This is a genomic window from Adhaeribacter sp. (genome assembly GCF_057359045.1).
Map to the genome: position 1 here is coordinate 1 of NZ_JBMQUD010000128.1, position 19,250 is coordinate 19,250.

General features: G+C 44.0%; 19 protein-coding genes and 1 tRNA gene. 6 read left to right on the top strand and 14 right to left on the bottom strand.

The window, feature by feature from the left end; translation table 11 throughout:
- Positions 1–2: 2 nt before the first annotated feature.
- From ACO1R6_RS20100 to ACO1R6_RS20120, 5 genes are all read right to left on the bottom strand, one after another.
- Positions 3–75: transfer RNA gene (locus ACO1R6_RS20100), tRNA-Gln, on the bottom strand.
- Positions 76–158: 83 nt separating this feature from the next.
- Complete coding sequence (gene purL, locus ACO1R6_RS20105; RefSeq protein WP_486266897.1) at positions 159–2,414, bottom strand: phosphoribosylformylglycinamidine synthase subunit PurL; 2,256 nt, start codon at positions 2,412–2,414, stop codon at positions 159–161.
- Positions 2,415–2,912: 498 nt separating this feature from the next.
- Positions 2,913–3,041, bottom strand: a complete 129-nt coding sequence (locus ACO1R6_RS20110) for a hypothetical protein (RefSeq protein WP_486266898.1) — start codon at positions 3,039–3,041, stop codon at positions 2,913–2,915.
- Between the two features lie 167 nt (positions 3,042–3,208).
- Positions 3,209–4,321, bottom strand: coding sequence for a hypothetical protein (locus tag ACO1R6_RS20115; protein WP_486266899.1), 1,113 nt, complete (start codon positions 4,319–4,321; stop codon positions 3,209–3,211).
- A gap of 2 nt (positions 4,322–4,323) precedes the next feature.
- The gene (locus ACO1R6_RS20120; protein ID WP_486266900.1) at positions 4,324–5,007 is read right to left on the bottom strand and encodes an ABC transporter ATP-binding protein; all 684 of its coding nucleotides are present in this window, start codon (positions 5,005–5,007) and stop codon (positions 4,324–4,326) included.
- A gap of 395 nt (positions 5,008–5,402) precedes the next feature.
- Between ACO1R6_RS20120 and atpD the strand changes: the two genes are divergently transcribed.
- The 3 genes from atpD (at position 5,403) to ACO1R6_RS20135 (ending at position 8,290) form a co-directional block, all read left to right on the top strand.
- The gene (gene atpD, locus ACO1R6_RS20125; protein ID WP_486266901.1) at positions 5,403–6,908 is read left to right on the top strand and encodes a F0F1 ATP synthase subunit beta; all 1,506 of its coding nucleotides are present in this window, start codon (positions 5,403–5,405) and stop codon (positions 6,906–6,908) included.
- An 81-nt stretch (positions 6,909–6,989) separates the two neighbouring features.
- Positions 6,990–7,235 carry an ATP synthase F1 subunit epsilon gene (gene atpC, locus ACO1R6_RS20130; RefSeq protein WP_486266902.1) on the top strand — a complete coding sequence of 82 codons (246 nt, stop codon included), beginning with the start codon at positions 6,990–6,992 and terminating at the stop codon, positions 7,233–7,235.
- A gap of 461 nt (positions 7,236–7,696) precedes the next feature.
- Positions 7,697–8,290 (top strand): hypothetical protein, encoded by a 594-nt coding sequence (locus tag ACO1R6_RS20135; protein ID WP_486266903.1) that lies wholly within the window; start codon positions 7,697–7,699, stop codon positions 8,288–8,290.
- A gap of 154 nt (positions 8,291–8,444) precedes the next feature.
- Here the strand turns inward: ACO1R6_RS20135 and ACO1R6_RS20140 are convergent, their stop codons facing one another.
- Positions 8,445–9,143: a LytR/AlgR family response regulator transcription factor gene (locus ACO1R6_RS20140; RefSeq protein ID WP_486266904.1), complete on the bottom strand. Its 699-nt coding sequence runs from the start codon at positions 9,141–9,143 to the stop codon at positions 8,445–8,447.
- Positions 9,144–9,307: 164 nt separating this feature from the next.
- On the opposite strand from ACO1R6_RS20140, the gene ACO1R6_RS20145 reads away from it, so the two are divergent.
- A complete protein-coding gene (locus tag ACO1R6_RS20145) occupies positions 9,308–9,460 on the top strand; it encodes a hypothetical protein (RefSeq protein ID WP_486266905.1) in 153 nt (50 codons plus the stop codon).
- A 2-nt stretch (positions 9,461–9,462) separates the two neighbouring features.
- Here the strand turns inward: ACO1R6_RS20145 and ACO1R6_RS20150 are convergent, their stop codons facing one another.
- On the bottom strand, positions 9,463–10,392 hold the full coding sequence (locus ACO1R6_RS20150) for a sensor histidine kinase (protein WP_486266906.1): 930 nt from the start codon (positions 10,390–10,392) through the stop codon (positions 9,463–9,465).
- Between the two features lie 207 nt (positions 10,393–10,599).
- Here ACO1R6_RS20150 and ACO1R6_RS20155 point away from each other — a divergent pair, with 207 nt between their 5' ends.
- Entirely contained in the window at positions 10,600–11,742 is a 1,143-nt protein-coding gene (locus tag ACO1R6_RS20155; protein WP_486266907.1) for a trans-sulfuration enzyme family protein, read from the top strand.
- A 35-nt stretch (positions 11,743–11,777) separates the two neighbouring features.
- Here the strand turns inward: ACO1R6_RS20155 and ACO1R6_RS20160 are convergent, their stop codons facing one another.
- From ACO1R6_RS20160 to ACO1R6_RS20180, 5 genes are all read right to left on the bottom strand, one after another.
- A complete protein-coding gene (locus ACO1R6_RS20160) occupies positions 11,778–12,518 on the bottom strand; it encodes a carboxypeptidase-like regulatory domain-containing protein (protein WP_486266908.1) in 741 nt (246 codons plus the stop codon).
- Between the two features lie 167 nt (positions 12,519–12,685).
- Positions 12,686–13,267: a nitroreductase family protein gene (locus tag ACO1R6_RS20165; RefSeq protein ID WP_486266909.1), complete on the bottom strand. Its 582-nt coding sequence runs from the start codon at positions 13,265–13,267 to the stop codon at positions 12,686–12,688.
- Positions 13,268–13,269: 2 nt separating this feature from the next.
- Entirely contained in the window at positions 13,270–14,397 is a 1,128-nt protein-coding gene (locus tag ACO1R6_RS20170) for an aminotransferase class I/II-fold pyridoxal phosphate-dependent enzyme (protein ID WP_486266910.1), read from the bottom strand.
- Positions 14,390–15,067, bottom strand: coding sequence for an acetyltransferase (locus tag ACO1R6_RS20175; RefSeq protein WP_486266911.1), 678 nt, complete (start codon positions 15,065–15,067; stop codon positions 14,390–14,392). The genes ACO1R6_RS20170 and ACO1R6_RS20175 overlap by 8 nt, the downstream gene beginning before the upstream one ends.
- A complete protein-coding gene (locus ACO1R6_RS20180; RefSeq protein WP_486266912.1) occupies positions 15,057–15,674 on the bottom strand; it encodes a sugar transferase in 618 nt (205 codons plus the stop codon). Before ACO1R6_RS20180 ends, ACO1R6_RS20175 begins: the two co-directional genes overlap by 11 nt.
- Before the next feature lie 218 nt (positions 15,675–15,892).
- Here ACO1R6_RS20180 and ispE point away from each other — a divergent pair, with 218 nt between their 5' ends.
- Positions 15,893–16,702, top strand: coding sequence for a 4-(cytidine 5'-diphospho)-2-C-methyl-D-erythritol kinase (ispE, locus tag ACO1R6_RS20185; RefSeq protein WP_486266913.1), 810 nt, complete (start codon positions 15,893–15,895; stop codon positions 16,700–16,702).
- Here the strand turns inward: ispE and ACO1R6_RS20190 are convergent.
- A complete protein-coding gene (locus tag ACO1R6_RS20190; protein ID WP_486266914.1) occupies positions 16,650–17,603 on the bottom strand; it encodes a DMT family transporter in 954 nt (317 codons plus the stop codon). The two genes, ispE and ACO1R6_RS20190, sit on opposite strands and share 53 nt — an antisense overlap.
- 448 nt (positions 17,604–18,051) lie before the next feature.
- Complete coding sequence (locus ACO1R6_RS20195; protein ID WP_486266915.1) at positions 18,052–19,131, bottom strand: LptF/LptG family permease; 1,080 nt, start codon at positions 19,129–19,131, stop codon at positions 18,052–18,054.
- Between the last annotated feature and the right edge of the window lie 119 nt (positions 19,132–19,250).

Consider the following 19,250-nt stretch of genomic DNA (forward strand, 5'->3'; position numbering starts at 1 on the left):
AGTTGTCCGACCAGGTTTCGAACCTGGACTCTTCTGAACCAAAATCAGACGTGTTGCCAGTTACACCATCGGACAATTTTCCATTCGCTTATCGTTTGGTGGCACAAATATACGGCGAACTTTTCTTTTTCAAAATCTAAAATTAATTTTTTTTGAAATTAATTCATGATTTTCTCTAACGCAGTGTCGTACAGAAACTTAATTTTTGCAGTCGCCGGGAACGCTTCGCCATCAATCTGGCAGTTGCCGGTAGTTACTGTACCCAAGTGCGTAAAAGTGGTTTGTTGGCTGTTTAAAGCCGCTTCAAAAGCTTCTTTTTTATCGGGCGCAACTGAAACCACAATGCGGCTCTGGCTCTCGCCAAATAAATATGCATCTTTCCGGAACGCGGCATCGGTCGTAATTTCAAAGCCTAAATCATTGGGCATAGCCGATTCGAGCAACGTAATGTACAAACCACCGTCGGCTACATCATGTACCGATTGCACCAGCTTTTCCCGGATCAGTTTTTTAGTAGCGGCTTGTACCTGGTACTCGGTTTCTAAATCAAAGGCCGGTGCCGGCGATAATTTTACACTGTGGTAAGAATAAAGATATTCTGATGAATTAATATCGTTTTGAGCCGCACCCACCAAATATATTAAATCGCCGGCGTTTTGGAAGGCCAGGGTAGTAGCCAGTTCTTTGTTCTCTAATATGCCCAACATACCAATGGTTGGGGTCGGGAATACCGGACCTTCATCGGAAGACTGGTTATAGAAACTCACGTTGCCCCCGGTTACCGGTGTCTCAAATTTTTCGCAGGCTTTTTTCATGCCTTTAATAGCGCCTACAAATTGCCAGTACACTTCCGGCACGTACGGGTTACCAAAGTTTAAACAGTTGGTAATAGCTACCGGTTCGCCGCCGGAGCAAACAATATTCCGGGCCGCTTCGGCTACCGCAATGGCGCAGCCTTCTTCGGGGTTGGCGTTTACGTAGCGGCTATTGCAATCTACGGTAATCGAAATGGCTTTATCGGAGCCTTTAACTTTAACCACGGCGGCATCGCTGGGGCAGTTGGTGGTCATGGTGGCCGTTCCTACCATCGAGTCGTATTGATGATACACCCAACGGCGCGAACAAATATTGGGATGGCTGGCTAAAAATTCGGCGATCTGGTGGTATTCGGCTAAACCTTGCGGTTCGGCTACCTGTTCGATGTTAAATTTTTGGGCTTCTTTAAAATATGCTGGTTCGCGGTACTCACGGTGGTAAACTGGTGCGCCGCCTCCCAATACTAAATCCTCGGCAGGTACATCGGCTACCAACTCGCCGTGCATATAATATTTTAAACGCTTGGTATCCGTAACTACTCCAATCTGGGCGCAGTACAAATCCCATTTGTCGCAAATCTTTAATATTTTATCTTCTTCGCCTTTCTTTACCACAATCAGCATGCGCTCCTGGCTTTCCGATAATAAAATTTCGAAAGGTACCATGTTGGCCTGACGGGTAGGTACTTTATCAAGCCATACTTCCATGCCGCTTTCGCCTTTGGCGCTCATTTCGGAAGTGGAACAGGTTATACCGGCCGCGCCCATATCCTGCATGCCCACTACGCAACCTGATTCTAATACTTCTAAGGTAGCTTCTAATAATAATTTTTCCTGAAAAGGATCGCCTACCTGTACCGAGGGCAGTTTTTCGGCGGAAGCAGCGGTAATATCTTCGGAAGCAAAGGTTGCCCCGTGAATACCGTCTTTGCCCGTAGCCGAACCCACAATAAATACCGGGTTACCTACGCCTTCGGCAATAGCAGAAGCAGTTTTGCCTACTTCTACAATACCCGCCGAGAACGCATTTACCAGCGGATTTACGTTGTAGCATTCATCAAAATATAATTCGCCGCCTACAGTTGGTATACCAAAGGCATTGCCGTAATCGCCGATGCCTTTAACCACGCCTCTTAATAAACGCTTGGTTTTTTCGCTGTTGGGGTTGCCAAAACGCAATGAATTTAACTGCGCAATCGGGCGGGCACCCATGGTAAATATATCGCGGTTAATACCACCCACGCCGGTGGCCGCACCCTGGTAAGGCTCAATGGCCGACGGGTGGTTATGCGATTCAATTTTAAAGCTGCAAGCCAAACCATCACCAATATCTACCAGGCCGGCATTTTCTTCGCCGGCCTCGGCCAGCATACGGCTCGATTTCTTAGGCAAGGTTTTCAGCCACACAATGGAATTTTTGTAAGAGCAGTGCTCCGACCACATAACCGAGAAAATACTCAGCTCGGTAAAGTTGGGTGTGCGGCCCAGAATATTTTTGATTTTTTCGAATTCTTCGGGAAGTAGCCCTAATTTTTTGGCTGTTTCTACGGTTGTTAGCTGTTGTTCCACCAGGTAGCTCTTTTGGTTTTGGTTGCGCAAAATTAGAGAATTCTGGTTTAACCGCTTAATAATAATTTTAATTTCTCACGGTTGAGTCGGAAAGCCGGCCAGCCGGGTAACCCATCTACATTTTGGTAAGGCAAAAAAGGCAAGCATTTTCAGGGATGCGCCGGGGCCAAGAGATGCGCTAGTATTTATATTAAGCAAAGATTTATTGAAGTTAAGCTGATAAAATAAACCATGCGTTTCTGCTCTAACCAATGAAAATTATTGATGAGGGTTGTCTGGTTGGTAAGAATATACAGTGCTTTGTAACTCATGCGGTTAAAGTTGCTTTTAAAATACCATGAGGCGAACCTTGCCCCAACACTGTTTAGCTTTACCAGGGTTACTGCAAAATTAACCGGCCAAAAGCTAAAAAAGATTGTTGAGGCCAGAACCAAAACAGCAAAGCCCAACCATCTGGCGGTTAGGCTTTGCGCTAAATTTAAATATTACTCTTATGTTATCTGTTTAGGCCAATGGCTGGGAATATTTTTACTTAAAATAAAAGGTTAAAGCCAAACCCAGGCCTTTGTTCCGAATTTTTTCGTCGTTACTGCTATTATTGCCTTTGTATTTAGGGTAAGTATTGGCTAAGCCCCAGGAATAAGTGGCGGTAAGCAAAGCCGGACCAACGAGGTAACCAACGCCTAGGTTCAGCCCATAATCCAGGCGGCGTACTGATTTTTTAGTATTCTACCTGTAAAGCTTTGACGCTCCATAACCGAAGGGCGTAGGCCCAGTAGTCTGAAAACCAGTAAAAGCGCAGCGTTAGAATAAAGACCGACCGGTTAATCTTGTGGCGGTTCGAAGTGATAATAGTTTTGGTGGAACAGCAGCAAAGCCACTCCCAATACAAAGCCTGCCACCAGGTAAAGCGGTGGCGAGAGTAACAACAGCAAGGTAAAACCGATAAATAAAAAGAACACGGTCTTTATATAAGGTTCCTGCCGCAAGTTAAAAGCGTATAGTAAGGCCAGAAAAAGCGTAAACAAGCTAAGACCAAAACCGACCAGGGATAGCAAGGGCAGCAGGGCAGCAACATAAAAGGTGAATTTTAAAACCAATATTATCTCGGGAGATAAAAGCACCGCACTCAGTAAAACCTGCCGGAGAAAACGCTGATATAATTTAAGGGGCAACTGACGCAGAAAGGCTAAGCTGGTTTCGTTAAATACCACTATTTGCCGGAACAGCATGCAATGAGCTATTACCGCTATTAAAAAACCAACCTGCGTGGGCCGCATACTATAAATCTGGTAAGGGTACAGCACCATAAAAGCGTACAAGATACCTACCGACAATATTTTGGTTAAAACCAACATTACTTTTTCCTGCCGGAATAAATGCCGTAGGGGCCACCAGACGGGGTTAGCCAATATTTTGCGTTCGGTGTGGGTAAAGAAATTGGGTGGGGGCGTGGCCCGAAGCGTTTTCCTGATTTGTTGGCTAAAGAAGTAGGCGGTAAATACAAGCGCTATTAAATTATACAGTACTACGGTTAACAATACCAATAGGTACCCGGTAATAAAGCCATAAAAACCCATTAAAGAGGTATAGGCCAGGGCTGGCAAAAAGAGCTGCCAGTGAACGCGGGCAAAGGCTAGCCCTAAATGGGGCCGGGAAAATAAACCCGCTACGTACAAGAATTCGTTTTCGGGCAGCGCCAGCGTTTTAGATATAAAATTGAAGCACTTAAGGTAATACAAGGTAAATAAGCTCAATATTCCGGCTACAAACCAAAGTGAAGCAATAGCCCCGCTTAAAAAATTCGGACTGATTAAAAGTGTAGTCGGCTGCTGAATACCAAAAGCCAGAAAAAATACAACCAGGAAAAAGCCGGCATTCTGGCGATAAAATTGGTGTACCACCACTTTTGATAATATTGGGTTTAAAGCCGCCATGTTTATTCCGGTAAGCGTACGAGGGTTTTGTTTTGTACCCGCCAGCTAGCTTTAATCGGCAATTGCGGCATTGGAATATCCTGGTGCGACGATACCAGAAAACTGGTGTGGTATTGTTGCTGGTAGTTTAAAATTAGGCGGTAAACCAATTCTACGGTAGCGGTATCTAAAGTAATTAAAGGTTCGTCCAGTAGAATGATCTGGGGTTTACCAATAAAAGCCAGTATCAGCGAAAGCTTCTTTTGCATGCCCGATGAATAAGTGCTTACGGGTTTGGCTAAATAATCGGCTCCGAAATAACGCATTAATTCAGCAGCTTGCGTGGGAGCGGCTTGCCGGGCCGACTGGAATAAATTTACCAATTCGGTGCCCGTTATAAAACCCGGGTATAAAGGTTCGGCTTCGCCAAAACTAATATATTGCCGGTGTAAAATAGGGTGTTGCTTTAAATGCAGATCCGGTTCTAAAAATATATCGCCCTGGTAAGGCACCAACCCCGCCAGTGCTTTAAACAAAGTAGTTTTACCCGACCCATTTTGCCCTTGTATCCAGTGAATGCCGGCGGGTATTGTTAAATCCGGAATGGATAATATTAAATCAGAACCATAAGATTTTCTAAAATTCCGGAATAAAAGCATGTGGTAAGTAAAATGTTGGGGCAATAAATAATTATCTGTAAACGCCAATATACTTTAAACCAGTTTAAAGCCCTTAAACTATTCGGTAAAAGTGGCTCTTTTAAAAGGTATTTACAGTTGCACTACAAATAAATAATGAATTTAGCTTAATATTGGCGGCTGGCAACCGCCAACAGCACCATGGTAAGGAAATGAACCAGGTGAGGCAACAAACAAACCAGTTATACATATAGGCGGCAGATTATTTTTAAAGCCGTAAAAGAAAAAGAATTATCTTGCTAAAAATCAAGGTTTAAGGTTTTTGTAAAGATTTGGTTTAATTATAAAAATGAAGGTGATTTTGGAAATAAAAACTTTTAACCTTACCCGTTTGAATTAAGCAAATTATAAATTACTTTTGCACCCTGAAAACGAACTGTATTCAAATACTATAATAAATTCTAATGGCAAATATTGGCAGAATTACCCAGGTTATTGGTCCGGTGGTGGACGTTAGCTTCTCGGGTGAAAACTCTAAATTACCAAAAATCCTGGATGCGCTGGCGGTTACCAAAGGCAATGGTCAGAAAATTATTCTGGAATGCCAGCAACACCTTGGCGAAGACCGGGTACGTACCATCGCTATGGACTCTACCGATGGCCTTACCCGTGGCGCCGAAGTAGAAGACTTGGGTGGCCCTATTACTATGCCTACCGGCGATGATGTAAGAGGTCGCTTATTTAACGTAGTTGGCGAAGCCATTGATGGTATTGCCCAACCCCAAAGCACTGGTGGTTTATCTATTCACCGCCATGCCCCCCGTTTTGAAGATTTAGCTACTTCTTCGGAAGTATTATATACCGGTATCAAAGTTATCGACTTACTGGAGCCTTATGTAAAAGGTGGTAAAATTGGTTTGTTTGGTGGTGCCGGGGTAGGTAAAACTGTATTGATTATGGAGCTGGTAAACAATATTGCCAAAGCTTACGGTGGTCTGTCGGTATTTGCCGGCGTAGGTGAGCGTACCCGCGAAGGAAACGATTTACTGCGCGAATTCTTGGAATCAGACGTAATTAAATACGGCGAAGAGTTTAAACATTCGATGGAAGAAGGCGGCTGGGATTTATCTAAAGTAGATGCCGAAGCCCTGAAAGACTCTAAAGCAACCTTAGTATTTGGTCAGATGAACGAACCGCCAGGGGCCCGTGCCCGGGTTGCGTTATCGGGTTTAACCGTAGCCGAAAGCTTCCGCGACGGTGATGGAACCGGTGCCGGTCGTGATATTCTTTTCTTTATCGATAATATTTTCCGTTTCACGCAGGCGGGTTCTGAGGTATCGGCGCTTTTAGGCCGGATGCCATCGGCGGTAGGTTACCAGCCAACGCTGGCTACCGAAATGGGTGCCATGCAGGAGCGGATTACTTCTACCAAACGGGGTTCTATTACCTCGGTGCAAGCGGTTTATGTACCGGCGGATGACTTAACTGACCCGGCTCCGGCTACAACCTTTGCTCACTTAGATGCTACTACGGTACTTTCGCGTAAAATTGCAGAGTTAGGTATTTACCCAGCGGTGGATCCATTGGATTCAACGTCCCGGATTTTGAATGCTCAAACCTTAGGCGATGAGCATTACAACACAGCCCAACGCGTAAAAGAAACCCTGCAGCGCTACAAAGAATTGCAAGATATTATCGCCATCTTGGGTATGGACGAATTATCAGAAGAAGACCGTTTGGTCGTACACCGCGCGCGTCGGGTACAGCGTTTCTTATCGCAGCCTTTCCACGTGGCCGAGCAGTTTACCGGTTTAAAAGGTGTGCTGGTAGATATTAAAGATACCATTAAAGGCTTTAACATGATTATGGATGGTGAGTTAGACCACTTACCCGAAGTAGCCTTCAACTTGGTTGGTACCATCGATGATGCCATTGCCAAAGGTGAGAAGTTAATGGCCGAAACAAAATAATTAATTAATTTGCTAATGTGCTGATGGGCTAATTTTCATAATTACTGCATCAGCACAATTAGTAATTAGCACATTGTAAACATGTACTTAGAAATAATTACCCCCGATAAAAAAGTATTTGAAGGCGAAGTGAGTTCGGCGCAGTTTCCGGGCACCCAAGGTTCTTTTGAAGTATTAAATAACCACGCGCCGTTAATTAGTACTTTAGAAAACGGCCGGATACGGGTTACTGCTGCCAGCGGTAACCAATACTTTAACGTCGACGGTGGGGTAGTAGAGGTGTTAAACAATAAAATTATAGTTTTAGCCGAAGCCATTACCGTATAATCTTTTTATAAATAATTTAAAAGAAGCCTTTTGCAGCAATGTGAAAGGCTTTTTTGTTTTAAGCTTTATGTTTGAGGCATTTTAATGAGATCAGAACTTTTTCCAAAGCCGCCCTGCGGTGTATTTTCACCCGCCGGTATTATGCCTAATTTTCTGGTAATGGACTATAAGAAATAATGATTTGTTAGTTGGGCGAAACTCCTGAAAATAAAGAATCTGTTTAGCGTTTTGAAAATCTCATAAAAGAGTGCCCTTGCCGTGTGTTTTTCATCGGCAGGTAGTTAGATGAAAGCTAATAGATTGGCGTTGATAACACCACCAATGGCGACTGGAAATACTTTTGAGGAAACGCTATGCACACTCAAAAATAATAACCTTATTATTGCTAATTATTTCAGGGGAGATTGGAGCTACAGCGAGCGATCAAGTCAATATTTTATTTAAATGGTTGATTAAATTATATGACCAGGCAACTCTTAGGTTTTAGATTTATAGGATACCTGCTAGGTTTAACTTTTATACTTTCGGGATGTAATAACAACGCTCAGATTAGTAATAGTGCCGGGGTAAATACAGCATCTTTTTATGAAACGGTGCAAAAGCATAAGCAGGTTTACCCCATGACTTGCATTCCTTCTGCCATTGAAATGATACTAAAATATTATAAAAAGGTAGAACCGGATTTTTACCAAATGCAAGACGATTTAAGTACCATGTCAACCGGTTCTTTTCAGGATTATAATGGTAGAATAATAGCAGGCATTACCTTTAAACAGCAATTCCCAGAACCAAGGGGAAATGATTTTCCGCTGGAAGAGCTTTACCAGACCATCGCTGCAGAATTAAAAGTCGGACGAAAGGTAATTATTTCACTCGCTTCCGGCCCCAATTTATATCATATTTATGTGGTAGACCAGCAAACCAGCAATGGCGATTTTATCGCGTACAGCCGGGATTATAATAATAGTTCTGTTTTAGAAGTCAGCAACGTAAAAGATATTGTTAAAGAGATGCAAGGCACCGATATCCTGACTTATCAGGCGGCTGGACTGTAGGTCAAACCAGCATACAATACCCAATCTCCTTAACTGCTTTCTTAACCGGAAAATAAAGCTGCGGTCATTTTATCAGAATGCCAAAACCTTGTTCCAGAAGCTTGCTGCCAGGAGAATCTATGGTTTAAAGCTTATGTTGCATACCCCGAAACAGCTAATTCCCAAACCATTCTTTTATAGCACCCAGGTAGCTGTCGCTGATAGGTAATTCTTTGCCCGAATCTAAAAGCAGTTTACGGTTCAGGATAGATTTTACCTGCGCTACCGGTACAATGTAACTGCGGTGAATTCTTTTAAATTTATCGGCCGGAAGTTTTTCGAGTACTTTTTTGAGCGGCATTAAGGTCAGAATAGGTTTGCTACCGGTAACATTAATTTTAATGTAATCTTCGAGGCTTTCGATGTATAAAATATCTTTTAAATCTATTTTTACCAGCCGGTATTCTGAGTACACAAATATACTTTCGTTTACTTCGGGTTTGGGGGTATTTTTGTAGGTATAATAATCCAAAGCTTTTTGTACGGCGCGGCCAAACCTTTCTATATCAATCGGCTTCAGCAAATAATCCAGGGCTTCCAGTTCAAAACCTTCAAAGGCAAAGTTTTTGTAGGCGGTGGTAAATATTACCATGGGTTTAACCGGCAGGGCCCGTACCAAATCCAAACCCGAAATGTCGGGCATATTTATATCAATAAACAACAAATCTACCGATGTGCTTTTTAAAAATTCGGCACCCGCAATAGCATCCTCAAAAGTTTGTACCATTTGCAGCACCGGAAATTTAGAGGCATAAGCCTTTATTATTTCCAGGGCCAGCGGCTCATCATCAATGGCAACGCAGCGCAAGTTCATTTTTTAGTTGTTAGTGGTTAGCTATTAGTTGTTAGTTTTTAGAGGGTTTAGATTACGTGAACTTTATACCGATATTAAGAGATATGTTCTGTTATAGCATTTATGATTCTTGATTATATTGATTTACAAACTGAAAGCTAAATACTAAACACTATCCCTGTAACGTGAGCTGTACGGTAAAGGTATCGGGGGTTTGGGTTATGTTTAACTCGTGTTGGTTGGGGTACAAAGAGTTTAGCCGCTGGCGGGTATTTATTAAGCCAATGCCGGTACTTTCGGTCGGCGAAGAAGACGAGAATATTTTGTTCTGGCAATAAAACTAGATGCGGTCGGGCGCAGCGGTTAAAGAAATATCAATATTGGCGGGCTCGTGTTTGCTGATGCCGTATTTAAATACATTTTCGATAAAGGTCATAAGAATTAAAGGCGCAATATTTTTATGCTCCGGATTGCCCGTTACCATAAAATTTACCACCACTTTATCGCCAATCCGGAGTTTTTGCAAATCAATATAATCCCGGATGCAAGCTACCTCACTGGCCAGACTAACAAAGTTTTGGGTAACATCATCGGTAACGTACCGCATAATATTCGATAATTTAAGAATAGCGGCAGCGGTATTTTCGTTTTGGGTAATGGCTAAAGCATAAATATTATTTAGCGTATTAAATAAAAAATGCGGATTAATCTGGGCTTTCAGAAAAGATAGTTCGGCATTAGCTTTGTCGGCTTCAGCTTGTACGGCCCGCCGTTCGGTTTCGCGCCACCTATGGGCAATCTGAATGGCCAGGCCCATGGTAGTAACCAGGATAAACAGGAAAAAACTAATTAAGTCAATTCTTTGAACGTTACGGCGGGGTGGCGAGCGACGCTGGCGGTTAAAATCTGGTGGTGGACGAAACTCGCGGGCTGGCCGGGTGGCCGTGGTATTGGGCCGGAACCGGATTTGACTCTCACGAATAAACGTATTGAAAGGCCGTAGAAAATAGAAAGCCACAAAAAGCAGCAAAAGTACCAACCCGTAAGCCAGGTACCGGCCGGACAGGTATAACCGGGGAATCAGAAAGTAAGTATTAAAATAAAACAGGAAAATAAAAGAAAGGCAAAATACCCAGTAATAAGGCGAAAACAGGAAAGTATAATCAATATTTTCTTCGGCCCGGCCCGAGATAAACAGCAAGGGCAGGCTTAAGAAAAGAAGCCAGCCAGCCACGTGGGTAATTACAGCCGATGCTTTTACAGGAAACATTTGCCAAAATAAAGCATTTAATTTATTCTGAATAACCAGGTGCCGGTAGTTTAACGAAATATATAGACGAATGCGCCGCCGTCGCCCTCGGTACGAATCGTTTTAAATAAGTAACCTTACGGAAAATGCTGAACCAGGAGCCGTTTTTATTTTTCTTATCCTGTCGCTATTTTTTACCTTTGCCCAACTCCTTTTAACGTTATCAGCATGGCGCAGTCGCATTTACCCATTAAACCTAAAGTAACGCCCATTTACCAAACCTCGGTTTTTACCTTCGATGACTTAACCGAATTAGAAGCATATTTTGAAGCGCCGGGCCAAAAGTATATGTACGCGCGGTACAGCAACCCCAATGGTAACGAACTGGCCGAAGAAGTAAGCAAGCTGGAGCAAGGTGCCGGGGCGGTGGTAACCTCTTCGGGTATGTCGGCCATTTTTACCGCCATTATGCTGTATTGCCAGGCCGGCGACCACGTGCTTTGTGCCGAAGAAATTTACGGCGGTTCGGCGGTATTACTAAACCAGGAATTAACCCGGCTAGGCATAACCCTGACGTTTGTGCCCTCCGAAAACCTGTACGACCTGCAGCCCTATTGCCAGGCTAATACCAAATTGCTTTTGGCCGAAACCATGAGTAACCCTTTGCTGCAAGTGGTAGATATTGCCCGGTTAGCCGCTGCCTGTACCAGCGTAAATATTAAATTAATTATCGATAACACCTTTGCTTCGCCGGTAATTACCCGGCCGTTAACCTTAGGTGCCGATGTGGTAATACACAGCGTAACCAAATATTTGGCGGGTCACAGCGATGTAACCGCCGGCGTAGTAATAGCCAAAACCGAATTCGATGCCCAGCGTGCCCGCGGAATTATGATGCACTTTGGCTTAAACCTGAGTCCTTTTGAAAGTTGGCTGGCCGTTAGAGGCTTAAAAACCCTGCGCTTGCGTATAAAGCAACATTGCAGCAATGCCCAAACCATAGCTCAATTTCTAACAGAACAAAAGCAGGTAAACCGCGTGTATTATCCGGGTTTGGCCACCCACCCGCAGCACCAGTTAGCCCTGCAGCAAGGAAATGGCTTATGCGGCGGCATGTTGTCTTTTGCCTTACCCGACGAGGAAGCCGTGGTAAATAAATTTATGCAAAGTTTACCTACTATTCCGTTTGCGCCTTCATTGGCCGGCGTGAGTACTTCTATTTCGCATCCGGTACGTACCTCTCACCGCTCTTTAAATCCGGCCAAGCGCGATGCCCTGGGGATTACCATGGGGGTTATCCGGTTATCAGTAGGCGTAGAAGAACCGGAAGAAATTATTGCCGAGCTACAGACGGCATTGGCTGCACTATAGTTTAAGGAAGAGGCATTTAAGCGGTAAGCAGCAGTTTAATAATTCAACTCAAATATATTATCCACAAAAGGTTTAATAAAAATTGAGTCTTTAAAATCTTTGGTTACACCACCTGCAGTTACAGCATATTTTAGCCTGACGTAGTGGTTACCGGCTACGTCGGTTAGCTCCAGGTTTTGTTCCTGCTGGCCCCGTATGGGTTGGTGTATAAATGTAGGCAGATTTTTTCTGATATTTTCCAGTTGCAGATTCAGTACGTCGTCGTGGCTGGCCGAGCCGGTGTTTTTTATTTTGATTTGCAATGTACCATAAGCCTCCATGGCAAAATCTATTTTCTCTGATTTTTTAAACGGGTAGCCATCCAAGGAACGAAAATTAACGTACCGGTCCGGCAAAGGGCCGGTGCCTTTTACTAACTTAAAATAGCCGTACTGTGGGCGGGTTACGACAATTTTATAAGGTCCTTCTTTCCACTCAAATTTAAAATCATATTGCCCCGTATGGTTGGTGGTTACTTCCCGGATTACCTTTGAACCCATAAAAGGCCCTGCCATATCTTCGTGCAATTGTACCAGAGCGTTATCCAGCGGTTGTTGGGTAAATTCATCGGTAATAATGCCCGAAACCTTATAAGTAGGGTCCAGGATTGAGTCGTCGCCGCAACCGGTTAAAGCCAAAAAGAGGCAAAGGTAAATTAAGAGAAAGCCATATCTTCTTATTCTAAAAAACAAGGCATTTAAGGGCCGGCGGGTGCTGGGCAATTTAAAATCAATCAAAGCTTGAACAGATTAAGATAAAAGTCCGGGAATTTACATTGCCCCAGAATTTTACGCTTAATTAAGTTTATCAATCCCGAAATTATTTGGTTAAATCCCTGATTTGGCTAGCTAAACCCAATAAAATAAGTACTGGTTTAATTATTTGCTTGTAAAACTTTACCGCTTTATTTGATTAAGGTAATTTTTTCTTCGATGCGGTTCAGCCTCCGGCCGGTCATTTGTTTATCAGAATACCCTAAATAAATAATACCCAGTACCAGATCTTCTTCTTTTAAGTTTAAGAAGTTTTTCATAGCCGGGTGGTAAGCCATGCCGCCAGAACCCCAGTAAGTAGCAATGCCCAACGCGGTAGCCCCCAACAGAACATTTTGTACGGCACAAGAGGCAGCGGCAATTTCTTCCAACACCGGTATGTTGGGCAGATTACCCCGCTCCATTACGGCAATGAGCACATGCGACGCCCGGTCGCCCATGGCTTTTAATTTTTCGTATTTTTCCGGTACAAACTTTCCGGTGGGTATGTGTTGCTGGTACAAGTTGGCGTGCTGCTGGCAAAATTCGGGTACTTTCTGGCCGGCGTATACCATAAAGCGCCAGGGCGTAGTCAGGCCGTGCGTAGGGGCCCAGTGGGCCAGGTGCAGCAATTCCATTAGTTGGTCTTCCGGAATTTGCCGGCCGTTCATCATAAAAGGTTTGGTAGTACGGCGCGATTGAATAATATGTTGAATAACTGGAAAATCGTTCATAATTAAAATTGATTTTTAATAACCGCCACAATACGGTTAAGGTCCTGGGGCGTTAAGGCCGAACCAGACGGAAGGCATAAACCCCGGCTAAATAAATTGGTGGCTGTTTCTTGCCCAAAATAAGGGCAACCCGCAAATAAAGGCTGCAAATGCAAAGGTTTCCAGAGCGGCCGGGCCTCAATATTTTCTGCGGCTAAAGCTTGCTTTACTTTCTCCAGTTTTTCGGTGGCTGCTGGCGAGAACACAACACAAGTAAGCCAACGGTTGCTAAAGTAGTCGGTTGGTTCTGGTAAAAACGAAATTTCCGGCAAATCGGCCAGCGCGGTTCGGTAATAATCATAAATAGCGCGCCTTTGCTTTACGCGGGTTGGCAGCACGGCTAATTGTCCTAAGCCAATACCCGCCGCAATATTGCTCATGCGGTAATTGTAACCAACCTCAGAATGCTGGTAATGCGGGGCCGGGTCTTTGGCTTGGGTGGCCAGAAACAAAGCTTTTGGGGCATACGCCGGCTTAGGCGTAACCAATGCGCCGCCACCCGAGGTAGTTATAATTTTATTGCCGTTAAAAGAATAAATACCTATTTCGCCGAAGGTGCCTACCGGTTGACCGTGGTACGTACTGCCCAACGCTTCGGCGGCATCTTCTATTAACGGGATATTATACTGCCGGGATAAAGCCAAAAGCGCGGTAAGTTGGGCAGGCATGCCGTACAAATGCACCACCAAAATAGCTTTTATTTTTTTACCCAACCGTAGCCGGCTTTCTATGGCCTGTGCAACCAGTGCGGGGCACATGTTCCAGGTTTCGGGCTCACTGTCAATAAAAATAGGCGTTGCTCCCAGGTAAAGAATAGGGTTAGCAGATGCCACAAACGAAAAAGTAGGGCAGATAACCTCGTCGCCGGGACCAACTCCCACCAATTGCAGCGCTAAATGGATGGCCGCCGTTCCGGAATTTAAAGCCACCGCATGCCCTGACCCGGTAAGCCGGCATAATTCGTTCTCAAAGTCGGGTAAATTGCTGCCGGCGGTGGTAATGTAATTTTCGGCAAAAGCCCGCTCGATATAAGTTAACTCGGTACCGCTCAGGTGCGGCGGCGACAAATAAATGCGGGGCGGGTTAGTCATGGTGGTTTTTAATCACACGGGCCGGTACGCCAACCGCAGTAACCCCACCGGGTAAATCGCGGTGTACTACTGCCCCGGCTCCAATAATGGCTTGCGTGCCTACCTTTAAAAACTGGATTATCGTGGCGTTGGTACCAACATACACTTGCTCGCCCAAAGCAGAATTGCCGGCAATATTTACGTGGGGCATCAGCGCACTAAAATCGCCGATAACCACGTCGTGGCCCACCGTACACCCCAAATTTAAAAACACGTGCCGGCCCAAAGTAATATTGGTGGTTAAAATACAACCCTGGGTAATAATAGTACCTTCGCCCAATTGGTTAAACTGGTAAGGCTCGTTGGCAATGCCCGGGTGCAATAAAACCGGGTATTGCAGGTGCGGGTTGGTTAATTTCTGGCGGACATTTTTTTTCATTTGGGGGTTGCCAATGGCAATTGCCACGCACAGCGGCTCGTTTACGGCCTGCAAATCGGCGAGCGTACCCAAATACGGATATTTGTTGATGGTAACGGGAGTAGCGGAGTTATCGTCATAAAAACCAACTATGTGCCACGTAGGTACCACCTGGTTTATCTGGTGGATGAGCATCAGGACTTCGCGCCCCAATCCACTGGCCCCAAAGATGGCAATATTTTTTGGGTAAGAAGATTTGTTTTTAGGCAACATGCGGTAAAGTTCCGGTAAAACGTTGGGCAGTGGCACTACCTGGTGCCTGAATACCGCTTGGTTTAATTAACTGTGCGGCTGTGTAAATTAATATTTTTAGATCCAGGGTAAAACTTTGCCTTTGTACGTACCAAACATCCAACGCAAATTTCTGCTCCCAGGAAATGCTGTTGCGTCCATTTATTTGAGCCCAACCGGTAATGCCGGGTTTAACCAAATGCCGTTGGGCTTGCTCGGGTGTATACAGGTCTAAATATTCGGGCAATAGCGGCCGCGGACCAACCAGGCTTAAGTCGCCGCGTAGCACATTCAGGAGTTGCGGCAATTCATCTAAAGAATATTTCCGGACCAGTTTGCCCACCCGGGTTAAACGGTCGGCGTCGGGCAGCAGGGTACCGTCGGGTGCAAAAGCCTGCCGCATGGTGCAAAATTTATAGATAGTAAATAGCTGCCCGTGCTTACCTGGCCGTACTTGCTTAAAAAATAAGGGGCCTGTTTGGGCTAAAGTAAGTACCAGTGCGGTAAACAGAAAAGCCGGCAAAGTAACCGGTAAGGTTACCAGTACTAAAAAGAGGTCGAAAATTCTTTTAAAATACCGTTGGTACATGCCTGTATAAACACAAATTAACCCAAAATTAATTCATCTGGCTTAAAAATCTAAATCAGGGTTCTTTATTTTACAATCCAGACTAATAATTTGGTTGTTTTTGGTTAAACCTAAAATTATCAATCTTCTTAGCTCTTATGAAAATTGAATGTTATTAGGATTGATAAACGCACGCATAACGCTTTTAACTATGCAGGCGGTTACCTAACTTCGCCGCCATGATTCTGTTCCCCAACGCTAAGCTTAATATTGGTTTAAACATTGTAGCGCAACGGCCCGACGGCTTTCGTAACCTGGAGTCGTGTTTTTACCCGGTGCAGTGGTGCGATGCCCTGGAAATATTGCCGGCACAGACTACACAACTAACTTTATCGGGTATTCCGGTACCCGGCGAGGCTGCCACTAACCTTTGCCTGAAAGCTTATGAATTGTTAAAAGCCGATTTTGCTTTACCACCAGTAAGCATGCACCTGCACAAAAATATTCCCATCGGGGCGGGTATGGGCGGAGGCTCGGCCGATGCAGCTTTTGCGTTGCGCCTTTTAAACGAACAATTTCAACTAGGTTTAACAACCAATCAGTTAGAAAACTATGCCCGTAGCCTGGGCAGCGATTGTGCTTTCTTTATACAAAACAAACCAATATTTGCCATTGAAAAAGGCGATGTTTTCCAGGAGATAAGTTTAGATTTAAGTAATTACAATTGCGTGGTGGTTTACCCCGATTTACATATTACCACCGCCGAGGCCTATAGCCACGTAAAACCCGCTACGCCGCAACAACCCTTGTTAGCTTTACTAGCAGAGCCCATAACCACCTGGAAAGATAGCGTTAAGAATGATTTTGAAGATTCTTTGTTTCCGCGTTACCCTGTTTTACCCCAAATAAAAGCCCAACTGTATCAGCAAGGGGCTTTATACGCCGCCATGACGGGTTCCGGTTCGGCTATTTACGGCATTTTTGCCCCCGGCGAAATTAAGGTGCCGGTGTTTCCGGCGGCGTACCGGGTGTGGCAGGGCCAACTTTAAGTTTGTAGCGCTTATTTAAATACCGCTCAATTAAAGCATGCGCAAAAACACTAAATAAAATAATAACCGCACCCAGGTAAAAACCACCCGACATGCGTTCGGCATCTTTAAAAATAAAAAACGCAAACAAAATACCGTAAACCGGCTCCAGGTTTATGCTTAAATTAACCGTAAAAGCCGATATTTTTTTCATGAGTTTTACCGAAGCTGTAAACGGATAAACCGTACACACCAGCGATAACAGCAATAACCACAACACATCCAGCCCCGTCAGGTTTAAATTTAACCCGCTGCCCTCGGTAAAATATTGCGTGTAAACCGGAAAAAACAAAGCCGTAGCGGCACAAGCCCCGGCCATTTCGTAGCAGCTAATAACGGCTGGCCGGTACGTTTTTACCAAACGTGCATTAATAATCGAGAATAAAGCGCTGAGCAAAGCCGAGGCAACCGCCATGGTAATCCCTAAGACGTGGTCGAACTCGAACCGGAAAATCAGGTATAAGCCCACCATGATTAACAGCGCCATAAATACTTCGTGCAGTTGTAGTTTTTTGCTGGTAAAAAGCGGTTCCAGAAAAGCTGTCCAGAGGCTAATGGTAGACATGCCGGCCAGGCAAATAGCCACCGACGAAACCCGCGCCGAAGCAAAAAACAAAATCCAGTGCGCCGAAATTAAAAAGCCAACGGCAATAATACGCACAATGGCTCCCCGCCCAATTTTAAATGATATTTTGCGCAGGTAAATAATAAAAGCCAAAGCTGAAGCCGCAAGTAAAGTCCGGATAAAAACCAATTCTACAGCCGGTATGGTAATAAGTTTGCCCAGAATAGCGGTAAACCCCCACAGGAAAACAATAAAATGCAGTTCCAGGTAATTTTTAAAGGTAGCAGTCTCTTTCAAGAGGTTTAATGTATAAGTAATATGCGTTAAAATTTAACTTCTGCAGTTTAGCTGCTGATTTTAACTAAGTTGGTGGATGTATGGCAGATATAAAGAATAAAGAGCACTTGGAGTAGGCCGGCAAAAGCTAATAGGTAAAATATTCCGGCAGGATTTTCCACTTATAATTTTCCTGCTCTGTTAAAGTAACTGAAGTTACGCAACAACAATTCAATTGGCTTAGACCCACTCACCACTGTCATTCCGAAGGAACCTTTTGATTAGGTAACCCATAAAATTCTTCTGGAATGACGGAATTGGAAGGGTGAACCTTAAAATTAAATTTTAATGCGCCATCTGCGTAACATCAGAACTTAAATTTCTCTTAAATATTTTTTAGAACAAGTTAATATCACTTACCTGAAAGAAAAGTAATAAACCTTTTAACTGATTACGTAAAATAGTGCTTTTAGCGGGGTACTGTTTTGTACAAGACAATGCCAATGCCGGTAAAAACAATAGAAGGAATCCAGGCGGCTAACATGGGCGGTACATCGCCAACCTGCGCCAAACTGCGGCTCATGATCACGAAAATAATAAAGATAAAAGCCAGCACAAAGCCCAGCGCAATCTGGAAACCAACGCCACCGCGGGCTTTCCGCGAACTCAGAATAACGCCAATCACGGTTAAAATAATAATGGCAAACGGGTAACTGTAGCGTTCGTATTTTTCAATTAAATAAATTTCTACATCGTCGGCTCCCCGCATTTCGCGTTCGTTTATGTAGCGGTTTAGCTCGGGTAAAGTAAAAGTTTCGGCCAGGCGGTAAGTGCTTTCAAAATCTTTGGGCAGCAGGTTAAGCGTAGTATCAACGGGCGTGTTGTGGGCAATAATTTGTTCTTTATCACCGTCTATAATGCGCAGCAAATACCGGTCTAAGCGCCATTTCTTTTTCTCGGCGTTCCAGGAAATAGACTCGGCGGATAGCTTACGCTTTAAAGTATTATTCTCAATGGTTTCCATGGTAAAGCGGTAACCAATGTGGGCTGTGTTGTTATAACTTTCGAGGTAAGCGTATTCGGTAGGCGATAGTTTAAAATGGATATTGCGCTGGTCGAAGTTGTACGGGCTTTTAATATATTTTACCTCAAAAGCCACCCGGGTTTTGTTGGCATTCGGAATAATCCAGCCAATCATGGCAAAAATAAAGGCCCCAATAATTGCCGCACCCAGTACATAAGGTACCAGAAAACGCTTAAAGCTAATGCCGCTGCTTAAAATGGCTACTACTTCGGTGTGCGAGGCCAGCTTAGCCGTAACAAAAACCGTGGCAATAAAAACGGTTATGGGGCTTAGCATATTGGCGTAAAACGGCACCAGGTTTATGTAATAATCAAACAATATTTCTTTTATCGAAACATTGTGCTGAATAAAATCGTCATTTTTTTCGGTAAAATCAATTACACAAATAATCGAAATCAGAATTAATACCACAAACACAAATGTGGTCAGAAACTTTTTTAAAATATACTTATCGAGGAGCTTCATTATGCGTTAATCGTCTGTCGTTAACCGTTGATCGATTTTTGTTGTTCAATAACCAATGGTTCGATTATTTTTGAATAGCGACTATTGGGATTTGGGTATCTGTTTTTAATTATTTTTAA